Genomic DNA, 14,102 nt, shown 5'->3' with positions numbered 1-14,102 from the left:
CCCAGAAGGATTATTATCCCTTTCCTCATAAGGAACATACTCTGGGTTTTCAAAATACTCTTCTTGTTCATCATTATAAGATTCCGGTTCCCCAAATTTAGATTCCGCTCCCGTATCCGTATGTCCTTTTTGTTTTACGAAGACATACGATGGATATCCAAGTTCAGCCGGTTCCCCAAATTCAGATTCTTCAGAATAATTTGCAACAGGAAAAGTAGATTTAGACTCTGCTTGAGCTAATGAGTTATCATGTCCATAAGAAAAATTGGGAAGGGAGCTATCAAAATTTTGCTGTGTCGCAGAAGTAGAAAAAGATTTGGAAAATGTAGGGTTAAGTGTAAAACAATCGCGAGTGCTTAGATTTTGAGTCTCGTTGCGCACTTTTAGCTTCATTGATTGCAACATTTCAGAAATTTTATCCGTTGGTAGTGGAGGTTTTTTAGGTTTTAAATGACGGTTAGGATTAGGTAAGCGAATATATCCAGGAGGAGTTGTTGATATTGCAGGTTTTTTAGGTTTTAAATGCCGTTTAGGATTAGGAGAGCGGGGAGACAGGGAAACAGAAGCTTCATGTTTAAGATTAGAAGAACAAGGTACCGACGGAATTTGCCAATGTGATAAATTTCCTGTATTAATCACCTTCCCTGCATCAAGAGAACTTTGAGTTGGAAGCTTGTTCTCCTCTCGCCATTGATTAATTGATTCATTTTCTGAAATATTTTTTTCAAGTCCTGTAATTAATTTATTTTTTTTTATGTTTTTTTTATTTGGCATAATTTTTTTATCACATTTAAATTATTTAATTTCTATTATACTTTTCGTAATAAAAACATTCAAGACACTAAGTTTTAAAATTAAATTATTTAAAAAAAATATAAACCTAATAATTTTAAATGATTCATGAGTATAAATAAAGAAAGTATTTTATAAATCCTATAAAGATTACCGTGAATATCAAATAAATTTATGTAACACGCTATAAAGATTTTTTATTCTTAATTCAGGTGTGGGTTGTGCAAAGCTAAAGCGTAAGTGAGCAGGACCGTCAAGCTGATACAATGCCGGATTTTTCTGAATCAACTGAATGATAGCGGTGGGATTGATATTAGGCTTTTCATTGAATTCAATGCGACCTCCCTGAGGTCCAGACACAATCTTTGTAATACCAATTTTTTGCGCAAGTAATTTCAACTCGCTTAATTGAAATAGATTTTTCAGTGCCTGAGGCAATAAGCCAAAACGATCGATCATCTCTACCTGTAATTGCTCTAATTCTTGTTCATTTTTAGCATGGGCAATACGCTTATAAAGCACTAAACGAGTATGTACGTCAGGTAAGTAGTTTTCTGGGATCAACGCGGAGATTTGCAAATCAATTTCGACAGCATGACTAACCGGTTTTAGTGCGGGCTCTTTACCCGATTTCAATACAGCCACCGTTTGCTCGAGTAATTCCATATAGAGTGAAAATCCTATCGATTGCATATTACCACTCTGCTGTTCACCTAAAACTTCACCCGCACCTCGAATTTCTAAATCATGCATGGCTAAGGTAAAACCAGCGCCCAAATCTTCTAAAGAAGTAAAGGCTTCTAAACGTTTCATCGCATCAGCCGTCATAATTTCTTTAGGAGGTGTCATTAAATACGCATAAGCTTGATGATGAGAGCGTCCCACTCGGCCACGTAATTGATGTAGCTGTGCTAAACCAAACTTATCCGCTCGATCAATAATAATAGTATTAGCCGATGGCACATCAATGCCGGTTTCGATGATGGTCGTACAAACCAATACATTAAAGCGTTGATGATAAAAATCTGCCATCACGCGTTCGAGTTGCGTTTCACGTAATTGGCCATGGGCCACCTGAACACGTGCTTCTGGTACTAATGTTTCTAATTCTCTTGCCGTTTTTTCAATGCTATCGACTTGATTATGTAAAAAATAAACCTGGCCCCCACGGAGTAATTCACGCAATATGGCTTCACGAATCAAACGGGTGTTACGCATTTGTACAAAGGTTTTGATCGATAACCGTCGTGCCGGTGGTGTAGCAATAATAGACAATTCACGTAAACCGGATAAAGCCATATTTAAGGTACGTGGGATAGGTGTTGCAGTTAAGCTTAAAATATCTACTTCAGCACGTAATGCTTTTAAACGTTCCTTTTGTTGTACCCCAAAGCGGTGCTCTTCATCGATGATCAATAAACCCAACCGAGGAAATTGTAGCTCTTTACTTAATAATTTGTGTGTGCCTATCAAAATATCAATTTTCCCGATTTGCAAGCGTTCTAGAATTTTTTTCTGTAACGCAACACTTCGGAAACGTGAAATCATTTCAATCTGTATAGGCCATTCAGCAAAACGATCACTAAAATTTTGATAATGTTGTTGGGCTAATAAGGTGGTTGGAACAAGTATGGCGACTTGCTTATTGGATTGCACCGCTAAAAATGCAGCACGCATCGCAACTTCTGTTTTGCCAAAACCAACATCGCCACAAATTAATCTATCCATGGTGCGTTCTGAAATCATATCCTTAATAACTTGCTGGATAGCTTGTTCTTGATCCTGTGTTTCTGTAAAAGGAAATTGTGCAGCAAATACTTGATAATCATGCTCAGGCAGATGGAAAGCGTAACCCTTGTGCACAGCGCGTTGGGCATAAATATCGAGCAATTCAGCGGCCACATCCCGCATTTGTTCTGCCGCTTTACGCTTGGTTTTTTCCCATTGGTCAGAACCTAATTGATGCAAAGGCGCATGCTCACTATCATTCCCACTGTAACGACTAATTAAATTAAGCGAAGAAACTGGAACATATAATTTTGCTTTTGCAGCATACTCGACTATCAAAAATTCATTTTCCTGATCATCTATTTTTAAATGCTGTAAACCTCGATAACGTCCTACGCCATGATCAATATGAACAACTGGATTACCCTCGGTTAACTCCGCTAAATTTCGAATAATCGTACGTGCATCTACACTTTTAGTTTTAGTTTGACGTTTTTGAATAATCTGGTTACCAAATAACTGTGCTTCACTAATTAATGCCAAAGGGGGGTTCTCTAAATAGAAGCCTTCTTCTAATGGCGCAATAATGATATGAATAGGTTCAGGAGCATGCAGAAATTCTTGCCAAGTTTCACAGCGATGAGCGTGTATAGAAAATTTATTGAGTAAATCCAGCAACACTTCCCTACGACCTGCGCTTTCCACACAAAATAAAACACGCGCTTGTAAATTCATTAAAAATTCATTTAGAAATAAATTTAAATGTTCTAACGGTTGTTCAAGCTTATGATCAACCGTTAAATTAGGAAATTTCTTAACCAGCGAATGATAAGGATCAGCAGACTCTGCAGGGGCTTGTTGTAACAATATTCTTGGAAATTCTTTTAATCGCGTAAATAATGTATCGACTTCCACATAAAGTTGCTTGGGGGCTAAGATGGGTCGCTCTATATCATGTCTAAGTTGTTCATAACGTTCATTAATTTCCTTCCAAAAATTTTCTGCTGCTAACTGAGCATTATTAATTTGTAAAATTAAAGCTTTCTTTGGCAAATAATCAATCAATAATTGTGTTTTCGGAAAAAATAATGGGAGATAATATTCTATTCCGGCTGGAGCACGTCCCTCGCTCACAGCTTCATACAAAGGGCAATTTAAAGGATTACCGACAAAATTTTCACGCCACTGTTGGCGAAAAAAATTGATTGCAGATTCTGATAAAGGAAATTCACGTGCCGGAAGCAAATTTATTTTTTCTATTTTTCCTATAGAGCGCTGTGTATCGGGATCAAAATGGCGAATACTATCCACTTCATCATCAGAAAAATCAACACGAAAAGGTAAATCGCTACCCATGGGAAAAATATCTAAAATGGATCCGCGTACAGCAAATTCGCCACGGGTTAAAACTTGCGATACACCGTGATAACCTCCTAATTGTAAATTTTTTCGCAACTCCTCGATCGATCTTTTTTCACCACAAGTCATACTCAAGCTTGCCGCTTGGATATAACTCAGCGGAGCAATACGCTGCATTAAGGTGGTAATAGGGACCAACAATATAGCCCGCTTAACATCATATAATTGAGCTAAGGTCGAAAGTCGTTGCGAAATAATATCTTGATGGGGAGAAAAATGATCATAAGGCAATGTTTCCCAGTCAGGAAAGTTTATGACGGTTAACTGCGGAGAAAAAAACTTTAATGCCGCTTCTAGCCGATTTGCCATTAGGTTATCCGGTGTAACAATTAAAATTGTGCCTTCATAACTATCGGCTATCTGATTTAATGCTAAGGCAAGGCTATCTTGCTGTAGATTACTTAAGCGTAAACGCTGATTTGGCTCAGTGGGAATGGAAAAATTTAAAAATTCAGAAATAGACATAAAGCTTAGTTTATTTTACTTTTTTATGTAGACCAACAACAAGGAAATTGCCGCAGGAGTAATACCCGGAATACGTGACGCTTGTCCCAAATTTAATGGTTTGTGCTGAATTAATTTTTCTCTCACTTCATTAGAGAGACCTTTAACTCGGTTATAATCCAAAGTAAGGGGTAAAGTAATATTTTCATAACGTGCTTGTCGTTGAATTTCCACTAATTGCCGATCAATATAACCTTGGTATTTCGCTTGAATCTCAATTTGTTCTGAAATAGCTAGATCAGCAATTCCTGGACCCAAACCTTCAACCTTCATTAAATCGGCATAATTTAATTCTGGCCGAGTTAATAATTCAGAAACTCGATAATCACGTGTTAAAACTTGTCCTATAAGTGCTTCTATTGCTGCACTTAAAGTCGTATTGGGCTTAATCGAAAATTGTTTTAATCGTTGTTGTTCTTGTTCTAAGGTAGCGCGCTTCTCATTGATGTATTTCCAACGAGTTTCATTGATTAGTCCTAATTTATAGGCTGACTCACTTAAACGTAAGTCGGCATTATCCTCGCGCAACAGTAAACGATATTCAGCTCGACTCGTAAACATCCGATACGGTTCAAGTGTTCCTTGTGTAATCAAATCATCAATTAATACACCAATATAAGCCTCATCGCGACGAGGACACCACGTTGATTTTTCTTGCGCTTTTAAAGCGGCATTTAAACCCGCAATAAGTCCCTGTGCAGCCGCTTCCTCATACCCGGTTGTTCCATTGATCTGCCCCGCAAAAAATAAATTTTCCAGTAATCTCGACTCTAAAGATGGAAAAAGATCACGTGGATCAAAAAAGTCATATTCGATGGCATAACCTGGACGTGTAATATGTGCCTGTTCTAAGCCCTTAATACTATGTATTAAGTCACATTGTATATCAAAGGGCAAACTGGTCGAAATACCATTTGGATACACTTCATGCGTATTAAGACCTTCAGGTTCAAGAAAAATCTGATGGGATAATTTGTCCGCAAAGCGCACTACTTTATCTTCTATAGAGGGGCAATAACGTGGACCTACACCGTCTATTACGCCACTATAAATAGGGGAACGATCTAAACCTGAACGAATTATTGCATGAGTTTTTTCATTGGTATAAGTAATAAAACAACTTATTTGCGCAGGATGTTGTACTACTTTTCCTAAATACGAAAATACCGGCAAAGGATTATCACTCGGCTGCTCTAATAAAATTTCACAATTAATCGTACGACCATCTAAACGCGGAGGCGTTCCAGTTTTTAATCGCTTAATCCGAAAAGGTAATTGACGCAGTTTTTCAGCTAAAGAATTAGAGGCTGGGTCACCGGCACGCCCTCCTTGAGCTTGCTGCAAACCGATGTGAATTTTTCCAGCTAAAAATGTACCGGCTGTCAGCACGACAGTCTTTGCATAAAAACGCAATCCCATTTGCGTCATCACACCGACGATGCGATTAGACTGAAGGATTACATCATCAACACTCTGTTGAAAAATAAATAAATTAGCTTGATTCTCCAAAGCGTTACGAATCGCTTGTTTATATAAACACCGATCCATCTGTGCTCTTGTTGCGCGTACTGCAGGACCTTTACTGGCATTCAGTGTACGCCATTGTATTCCTGCCCGATCAGCCGCATAAGCCATAATGCCACCTAAAGCATCAATCTCTTTCACTAAATGGCTTTTTCCAATCCCCCCTATCGAGGGATTACAAGAAAGTTGCCCTAAGGTTTCAATGTTATGTGTCAATAATAAAGTCGACGCGCCTACGCGCGCAGCCGCTAAAGCCGCTTCGGTGCCGGCATGACCTCCACCGACTATAATGACATCATATTCTGTTGAAAATGGCATAATTTTAAAATTTTTGTTAATTAACTATAGTTTTCTAACGAAAGTTAGGGCAAACTATCGGTTTTTAATACCGTCTCTCAAGAGGAAATCCAATGACAAGATTACCTGTATTGACTGCCCTGGCTAGTTTACTCATCAGCTCAAACGTACTGGCTGCACAGAGTACCCCTCCAGTTACGGTTAATCAACTTAAACCCACCGTTACTTTCCCCAAAATAGTCACTAACTCTCCTTTACTAAAGACGATCAAAGGTCAAATAAGCTATAGTATTGGCGCTGATTTGGCTGAAAATTTTAAAGAGCAAGGCATTGATGTCGATCCAGTTGCGTTAGAAAAAGGATTGGCCGATGGCGCTCACGGAAAACTTTTATTAACCCAAGCACAAATGGCGGATATTTTGAAAAACTTTCAACAAGAATTGATTAACAAAAAACAAGCTGAATTTAAAGGCATTAGTCTCAAAAATAAAGAACAAGGTGATTCCTTTTTAGCGGTTAACAAAACAAAACCCGGTGTTATCACTACCAAAAGTGGAATTCAATATAAAATACTACAACCTGGCAGCGGTGAAAGCCCAACTGATACTTCTATGGTTAAAGTTGAATACACCGGAAGCTATATTAATGGTACCGTTTTTGAAAAATCAAAAGAACCGGTAACTTTTCCTCTAAATAATGTGATTCCTGGTTGGATAGAAATTTTAAAGATCATGAAACCAGGGGCAACCTACCAAGTCGTTATTCCACCACAACTTGCTTATGGAGAGCATGGTGTTGATAAAGCGATTGGGCCTAATCAAACACTCGTATTTACTATTCATCTTATTGAAGTAAAGAAAAACGCATAAATTGAATTAAATCCATCCTATTGATGAAGCGGCAGTGTACAAATATCGTTATGATGGATTTAGAATAAAATGAATCGACATTCGCCAACTTGAATGTCTTTGAACTTAAGCTATACTGGATGAGATAAAAATTAACGGAAATAGTTTTTTAATATACACACAGAAAAAAAACTCAAGTGCAAAGAATATAATTTTCATCTCAGTTTAAGGAGGAAGATATGAATCCAGAAGAGCTAAAGGGAAAATGGAATCAAATAAAAGGTAAGCTTCGTGAAAAGTGGGCTAAATTAACCGATGATGATTGGGAACAATTACATGGTGATAAAGAAAAATTAGTCGGAAAAATTCAAGAACGGTATGGTATTGGCAAGGAACAAGCGGAGAAAGAACTTCATGAATTTTTTAACAAACACAAAGACCATCATTAAACTTTTCATTTAAAACCAGTAAATTCTTAATCTAATCATCATCCCACATCAATTTATTGAAGTGGGATTGTGGTTAGCTAATTTTTTTTTAACTCATTTCTTTCAGCCACAAAATTAGCTAATTTAACATAATCACTAATAGTCAGTTGTTCTGGTCTCCACGTCGAATTAATTTTCAGCTGTGAAAATTCTTGCTCTTTTAACCAGTGCGCTAAATTATTACGTAGCATTTTTCGTCGATGATTAAATGCATTTTTGACTATTTCAGCAAATAGTAAGGGGGCATTGGCTTTATGAGGTAATACTTTATAAGGAATAAGTCGAATCACTGCCGAATCTACTTTTGGGGGTGGTTGAAAAGCACCTGGCTTCACATTAAATAATTTTTCTACTTGACAATAATATTGAATCATCACGCTTAAACGACCATAACTGGTTTGCCCTGGATGTGCGCTTATCCTATCGACTACTTCCTTCTGTAACATAAAATGCATATCTTGAATAATGTTGGCTTGCTCAAGACAATGAAACAATAAAGGTGTCGAAATATTGTAAGGAAGATTCCCCACTAAACGCCAAATCTGCTTAGTCTTACTCAAGGTATGAAAATCAATTTTTAAAACATCTCCTTGATAAACAGTTAACTTTCCAAGCACTGCACACTTTTCTTCTAATAAAGGAATGAGGTCTCTATCTAGCTCTATCACGGCTAAATTTTTAAGATGAGGTAATAATCGTTCAGTTAGCGCACCCAAACCTGGCCCAATCTCAATCATATGATCGTTTTTTTTAGGTGAAATCGCTTGCACGATTTTATCAATAATAAAACTTTCATGCAGGAAATGTTGGCCGAAGCGTTTACGTGCAGGTAAAGATGACATTATTTACATCACGCTGCTTGTAAATCAATCATTAAAGCCGATAAAAATCGTGCCGCTTCACCGCCGGTGATAACACGATGATCCACGGTTAAAGATAAAGGCAATTGTTTATGCACACTGATTTTCCCTTGTTCGGAAACAACTTTTTCATGAATTCGTCCAATAGCTAAAATGGCAACCATAGGCGGAATAATGATAGGTGTAGCATAACGACCCGCAAAAACCCCTACATTAGATAAGACAAAAGTCGCTCCTACTAAATCTTCTGGTGAAACACTACGATTTTTTACTTCTATTTTAAATTTATCGATGGCTTTCCTTAAATTGACTGCACTTTCTTGAGCAATATTTTTTAACACCGGAACAAATAAACCTTCGGGTGCATCCATCGCTATACCTAAATCAATCTGACTATGTTGACATAACGCCAATTGTGACTCATTAAACCAAGCATTAAGTTTTGGTTCGCGCTGACAAGCCGCCATAACGGCACGAATGAGACGTAAAGTAATATCTGTTTTTTCTGGCCAAGCATGAATATCCGCATCGTCAACCAGAGTTACTGGCACGATAGATAGCTGTGATTGTTGCATTGCGATTGCCATTGCACGGCGAACGCCGCGTAAAGGTTCATAACCTGCTGTAGATAAAAAATTTGATGGTGATGCAGACTCTTTACTGGACTTTTTCTGCATCATTTTTTCAATATCAGCGATGAGAATTTGTCCATCAGGACCTGTTCCTCTACAATCATTTAAGTTAATTTGAAACTTTTTTGCTAATGCACGAATCGCCGGCGTTGCTTTAATCCCATTCTGATGCGGCATGGATTGTTGCTTAGGTTGGACTCCTAGCGGAGATTCTTCAATAATAGTATCACCTAATTGCAAATTACCCACGACTGTGGCTTGATCAGTGGTTTTCTTTATTGGATTTTCCCCTTCGATATCAATTAAAGGCTGGCCCGTTTTAATGATATCACCCTTTTTCCCGTAAATTTTAGTTACTTTCCCACTAAAAGGCGCAGGAATATCCACCAATGCTTTTGCGGTTTCCATCGCCACCATAGGCTGATCCACTTTAATAACGTCATTTAGCTGGACGTACCATTCTCGAATTTCAGCATCCGGCAAGCCTTCACCTAGGTCAGGCAAGTTAAACGTCGTCATGTAAACTCCAATGTTTGCTCAACTACATTGTAAATTCTGGTGACACTGGGTAAATATTGTTTTTCTAATTGCGCATAAGGAACCGTTACATCGTAACCGGTAACACGCTGTAGTGGTGCCTGTAAAAAGAGAAATGCTTTTTCACTCAATTGTGCGACAATTTCTGCACCTACACCACAATAACGGGCGGCTTCATGGATGACGATGCATCGTCCAGTTTTTTCTACAGAGGTTAAAAGCGTATTAATATCTAAAGGTTTAATCGTAGCAACGTCAATGACTTCAGCATGCCTTCCTTTTTCTTGCAATAACTTATCCGCAACTAATAAAGTTTCATGCAACATCGCCCCCCAACTAATCAAAGTGATATCGTTCCCTTCTCTTAAAATAAAACTTTGATCTAACGGCAACGCTTCACCGGTATCGATTACTTTTTGTTTGTTTAAACGATAAAGACGGGTGGGTTCTAAAAAAATAACTGGATCAGGATTACGGATCGAGGCCAGCAATAAACCATAAGCGCGTGCTGGTGATGAAGGAATCACCACACGTAAACCTGGAATGTGTGAAAAAAGCGCTTCGGTACTCTCAGAATGATGCTCAGGTGCGTGGATCCCTGCACCATAGGGCATACGAAACACTAAAGGGCAATGTAAACGTCCACGAGTACGATTACGAAAGCGCGCCGCATGATTGATAATTTGATCGAACGCTGGATAACTAAATCCCATAAATTGGAATTCAGCAATCGGTTTTAAGCCTTGTGTTGCCATGCCAATCGCAAGACCCGCTATCATAGACTCAGCTAAAGGAGTATCCAAAACACGATTGGCACCAAATTTTTTGAATAATTGAGTTGTTGCGCGAAATACACCCCCATTAATACCAATATCTTCACCCAGTAAAACAACTTCTTCATCAACAGACATTTCATAGGCTAATGCCTGTGTAATCGCTTCTATCAATGTTATTTCAACCATCGACGCGATCCTTGCTTAACATAAACAATGCCTCAGCTTCGATACGTTGTTCAATTAAATCATGTGGTAATTCTGCATAATGATAATCAAATATATCAGTGACTGCCGGTTTAGCTAAGGAAAGATACTCAGTTACAGCGATTTCGATCTTTTTTTCACATTCTTTTTTAAAATTTTCCTCTTCTTCATCCGACCAACTTTTCTGATTAATTAAATAATTTTTTAAACGTCTTAAGGGTTCTTCTTGCCATGCTTGCTGTAATTCTTCCTCACGACGATAGCGGCTCGCATCATCAGCAGTAGTATGATCACATAATCGATAGCTTAACGCTTCTATGAGACTCGGACCATGCCCATCACGTGCTTTGCTAAGCGCCTTATCCATTACAAATTTCATGGCAATCACATCATTTCCATCAACCTGTTCACCATGAATTCCTGCCGCAATGGCCTTTTGCGCTAAAGTTCGTGCGTGAGATTGATGTTTACGCGGCACAGAAATTGCCCATTGATTATTATCAATGACAAATACTATGGGTAATTGCCAAACGCCAGCAATATTTAAGGCTTCATAAAAATCACCTTCAGAGGTAGCCCCATCTCCGCAGGTTGATACGGCAACTCTTGCTTGTTTGCGAAGTTTAAACGCCGTTGCAACACCTGCGGCATGTAAAAGCTGAGTCGCTATCGGTACACAAATAGGGAAATCTAAAGGACATTCACTAAAATGATTTCCCCATTCATTTCCTTTCCAATAACTAAGAATCTCACTCATTTTCACACCGCGCATCAATTGGGCAGCATAATCTCGGTAAAAAGGACACAAGACATCCTCTTTTTGCATGCTCGCACCTATCCCAACAGAAATGGCCTCTTGTCCAAGTGTCGAAGCATACGTATTGAGCATACCTGTTCTTTGTAAGGCTACCGCTTTGTAATCAAAAAGACGCGTGAACATCATTTGCTGATACAATTTTAACAATTCATGAAGATTATGCGTAAATGCTGGCAAATCTTGTTGAGCTTCGCCTTTAGGATCCAAAAAACGAGTATACTCAATAGAGAATCTCGCAACCTCGCTCATATTAACCTCTTTTTAAAAGTGCTACCTGATCGAAATATTTTTTAAATACTATTTAATCGTGATTCAGCCAAGCTATCAGCAACCCTACTGGGGGATTTATTTTCCTCATGTGCACACCTAAATATTTCTAAGAGTGTACTATAAATTGTCGATATGTGTTGCACCACATGTGCTCGATTCAAGCGATTTTGATATTCCGCATAAGCATAAATCAAGCCTCCCGAATTAATAACATAATCCGGAGCATATAAAATATTTTTTTTATGCAATAAATTCGCATGTCGAGGTTCGGCTAATTGATTATTAGCGGAGCCTGCCACAATCGCCGTATTGAGTTGAGAAATTGATTCATCATTCAATACAGCTCCTAAAGCACAAGGAGAAAAAACATCACATTCAATGGCATAAATCTCATCTGGCTCCACAATAGTAGCCTGTAAATCTTTTGCGTAATGTTGCATTAACTCGGCATTATTATCACAAACAGTTAAACGAGCACCTTTTTTTCGCAATGCATTGGCTAAAGCAATCCCCACATGTCCCAACCCTTGGATAGCAACATGCACGCCTTCTAAATGATCAAGATGAAGTTTAAATTTAACCGCCGCCTCAATGCCATATAATACACTTAAAGCAGTATAAGGCGCAGGATTGCCTTTATGCTTAGAAGTAGTGACGACATAGGGAGTTTCGAGCGCAATACTATCCATATCCTCAATCACCACACCACTATCCATCGCTATAATATAACGTCCTTTAAATTCATTCACAAAACGACCCAATGCGCGAAAATAGGCGCTACGATCTGACAGTTCTTTAGGTCGCATTAACACCGTTTTGCCACCACCTAAAGGTAAATTGGCTAATGCTGCTTTGTAACTCATCCCCTGCGCTAAACGTAAGGCATCATGAATAGCAAGGTTTATGGATGTGTATTCAATAAAACGGCATCCCCCTAAGGCAGGACCTAAGCGCGTGCTATGTATCGCTACAATGGCACAAAGTTGATTAACTTGATCTATTTTAAAAAAAAGTTCGCCAAAACCGAGTTTTTTTGCATAGCTGAGTAGTTCATCACTTAACATAAATAAAAGAGGATCATAAATGAGCCCACATTCTAAGAGACTCTGCTCATGCATGCAATGATTTCAATTGGAAAAAAAGAAGGGCTCTAATGCTAGTGTTTTTTTAGCAGAAAATAGTTTATATTTTTTGTAAAAAATCTGATATAGCCTTAATACGATGTTCAATCAATTTTTTCCCCAATGCTGCGCCGGTTATACCCGATTTTTTTATCTTATTGGCAGATACTTTTTTAGCAGTAACGAACGCCGCCCATACTCTATCTTTTTGTAAATAAATTATGTGACCTAATCCAGAATAAGCTTGAAAGTCTGCTTCGCAAACTAATAAAAATTGATCTAAACGAGAAGATTGTCTAAATGCATCCGTTTTCTCCAGTAAAACATATAACGATTGTGCATCTAGATCTAATGCGCGATGACAAAGCAAGTGGTATGCAGCGGCTGTCGTTGCCAGAGAAACATAAGCATGGGGTATACGATAACGCTGGCATAATGTTTGTATCGTATGAATTCCCATTTGAGTTTCTTCTTTTGCTACACCCTTACCTAAATCACAAAGTATTGCTGCAAAACGTACCTGGGGATCATCAGTCAAGACCACTGCTTTTTCTAAAACGGATAAATAACTATGACCTTGCGATCTTGGGTCGGCTATACGTTCATATTTTATATATAACGCTTGCAGCTCAGGAAATAATACTGCTAACGCACCACAATCATATAAAGTTCTAATGAAAGCTTGTGGTGCAGGTTCAGTGAGTGCAGTAGAAAATTCTTGCCAAACTCGTTCCGGCACCAGCGCTTGCACTTCACCAACAGATACCATAGCCTTCATTAACTCCATGGTTTCTTTAGCTACTCGAAAGCCTAATGGAGAAAATCGCGCCATAAAGCGTGCAACGCGTAAAATACGTACGGGATCTTCACTAAAGGCGGGAGAGACATGGCGCAACATCTTATTATCGATATCTTTTTGTCCTTGAAAAGGATCAATAATATGGCCACTGCTATTTTGTGCCATCGCATTAATGGTCAAATCCCTACGTAGCAAATCATCCTCGAGTGTAACATCCGGCGCTGCATAGCAGGAGAAGCCTTTATAACCAGGACCAATTTTTCGCTCTGTGCGTGCTAATGCATATTCATCATGAGTTTTAGGATGAAGAAATACCGGAAAATCTTTCCCAATCAAGCGAAAACCTTGCTTTAACATTTCTTCAGGACTTGCGCCTACGACTACATAATCACGTTCCTTTATCGGATAACCCAATAATTGATCACGCACTGCTCCACCAACCAAATAAATTTCCAAAGCGCCTTCCTTCAAAGTTATTGCATAACC

The 14,102-nt window shown here is 38.5% G+C and carries 11 protein-coding genes; 2 read left to right on the top strand and 9 right to left on the bottom strand.

The annotated features are described in order from the left end of the window. From A1D18_RS01370 to mnmG, 3 genes are all read right to left on the bottom strand, one after another. Positions 1 to 774, bottom strand: a 774-nt coding sequence (locus tag A1D18_RS01370) for a hypothetical protein (protein ID WP_143750410.1), incomplete at its 3' end; no start/stop codon positions are given. A gap of 180 nt (positions 775 to 954) precedes the next feature. Continuing rightward, entirely contained in the window at positions 955 to 4,404 is a 3,450-nt protein-coding gene (gene mfd, locus A1D18_RS01365) for a transcription-repair coupling factor (RefSeq protein ID WP_071662026.1), read from the bottom strand. 15 nt (positions 4,405 to 4,419) lie between these two features. Then, complete coding sequence (gene mnmG / locus A1D18_RS01360; protein WP_425429435.1) at positions 4,420 to 6,288, bottom strand: tRNA uridine-5-carboxymethylaminomethyl(34) synthesis enzyme MnmG; 1,869 nt, start codon at positions 6,286 to 6,288, stop codon at positions 4,420 to 4,422. Between the two features lie 89 nt (positions 6,289 to 6,377). Between mnmG and A1D18_RS01355 the strand changes: the two genes are divergently transcribed. Both A1D18_RS01355 and A1D18_RS01350 read left to right on the top strand, forming a co-directional pair. Continuing rightward, complete coding sequence (locus A1D18_RS01355; protein WP_071662024.1) at positions 6,378 to 7,133, top strand: FKBP-type peptidyl-prolyl cis-trans isomerase N-terminal domain-containing protein; 756 nt, start codon at positions 6,378 to 6,380, stop codon at positions 7,131 to 7,133. Positions 7,134 to 7,351: 218 nt separating this feature from the next. Then, positions 7,352 to 7,561, top strand: a complete 210-nt coding sequence (locus A1D18_RS01350; protein WP_071662023.1) for a CsbD family protein — start codon at positions 7,352 to 7,354, stop codon at positions 7,559 to 7,561. A gap of 77 nt (positions 7,562 to 7,638) precedes the next feature. On the opposite strand, the gene rsmA is transcribed toward A1D18_RS01350, so the two are convergent. From rsmA to A1D18_RS01320, 6 genes are all read right to left on the bottom strand, one after another. Continuing rightward, a complete protein-coding gene (gene rsmA, locus A1D18_RS01345; protein ID WP_071662022.1) occupies positions 7,639 to 8,442 on the bottom strand; it encodes a 16S rRNA (adenine(1518)-N(6)/adenine(1519)-N(6))-dimethyltransferase RsmA in 804 nt (267 codons plus the stop codon). An 8-nt stretch (positions 8,443 to 8,450) separates the two neighbouring features. Continuing rightward, a complete protein-coding gene (locus A1D18_RS01340) occupies positions 8,451 to 9,611 on the bottom strand; it encodes a dihydrolipoamide acetyltransferase family protein (RefSeq protein WP_071662021.1) in 1,161 nt (386 codons plus the stop codon). Then, positions 9,608 to 10,591: an alpha-ketoacid dehydrogenase subunit beta gene (locus A1D18_RS01335; RefSeq protein ID WP_071662020.1), complete on the bottom strand. Its 984-nt coding sequence runs from the start codon at positions 10,589 to 10,591 to the stop codon at positions 9,608 to 9,610. Before A1D18_RS01335 ends, A1D18_RS01340 begins: the two co-directional genes overlap by 4 nt. Then, positions 10,584 to 11,675 (bottom strand): pyruvate dehydrogenase (acetyl-transferring) E1 component subunit alpha, encoded by a 1,092-nt coding sequence (gene pdhA / locus A1D18_RS01330; protein ID WP_071662019.1) that lies wholly within the window; start codon positions 11,673 to 11,675, stop codon positions 10,584 to 10,586. The genes A1D18_RS01335 and pdhA overlap by 8 nt, the downstream gene beginning before the upstream one ends. A gap of 41 nt (positions 11,676 to 11,716) precedes the next feature. Next, complete coding sequence (locus tag A1D18_RS01325) at positions 11,717 to 12,760, bottom strand: Leu/Phe/Val dehydrogenase (protein ID WP_071662033.1); 1,044 nt, start codon at positions 12,758 to 12,760, stop codon at positions 11,717 to 11,719. Positions 12,761 to 12,878: 118 nt separating this feature from the next. Beyond that, positions 12,879 to 14,072, bottom strand: coding sequence for a multifunctional CCA addition/repair protein (locus tag A1D18_RS01320; protein ID WP_071662032.1), 1,194 nt, complete (start codon positions 14,070 to 14,072; stop codon positions 12,879 to 12,881). Positions 14,073 to 14,102 lie beyond the last annotated feature (30 nt).

The sequence above is a fragment of the Candidatus Rickettsiella isopodorum genome, from assembly GCF_001881495.1.
In the GTDB taxonomy this organism is placed as follows: Bacteria; Pseudomonadota; Gammaproteobacteria; order Diplorickettsiales; family Diplorickettsiaceae; genus Aquirickettsiella; species Aquirickettsiella isopodorum.
This window is presented reverse-complemented; position numbering and strand designations above follow the sequence as displayed.

What these genes read in the sequence shown, in the direction of transcription:
- pdhA (WP_071662019.1), bottom strand. Translation starts at nt 11,675, where the DNA reads ATGAGCGAGGTTGCGAGATTCTCTATTGAGTATACTCGTTTTTTGGAT.
- A1D18_RS01355 (WP_071662024.1), top strand. Translation starts at nt 6,378, where the DNA reads ATGACAAGATTACCTGTATTGACTGCCCTGGCTAGTTTACTCATCAGC.
- mfd (WP_071662026.1), bottom strand. Translation starts at nt 4,404, where the DNA reads ATGTCTATTTCTGAATTTTTAAATTTTTCCATTCCCACTGAGCCAAAT.
- A1D18_RS01335 (WP_071662020.1), bottom strand. Translation starts at nt 10,591, where the DNA reads ATGGTTGAAATAACATTGATAGAAGCGATTACACAGGCATTAGCCTAT.
- A1D18_RS01325 (WP_071662033.1), bottom strand. Translation starts at nt 12,760, where the DNA reads ATGTTAAGTGATGAACTACTCAGCTATGCAAAAAAACTCGGTTTTGGC.
- A1D18_RS01340 (WP_071662021.1), bottom strand. Translation starts at nt 9,611, where the DNA reads ATGACGACGTTTAACTTGCCTGACCTAGGTGAAGGCTTGCCGGATGCT.
- A1D18_RS01350 (WP_071662023.1), top strand. Translation starts at nt 7,352, where the DNA reads ATGAATCCAGAAGAGCTAAAGGGAAAATGGAATCAAATAAAAGGTAAG.
- rsmA (WP_071662022.1), bottom strand. Translation starts at nt 8,442, where the DNA reads ATGTCATCTTTACCTGCACGTAAACGCTTCGGCCAACATTTCCTGCAT.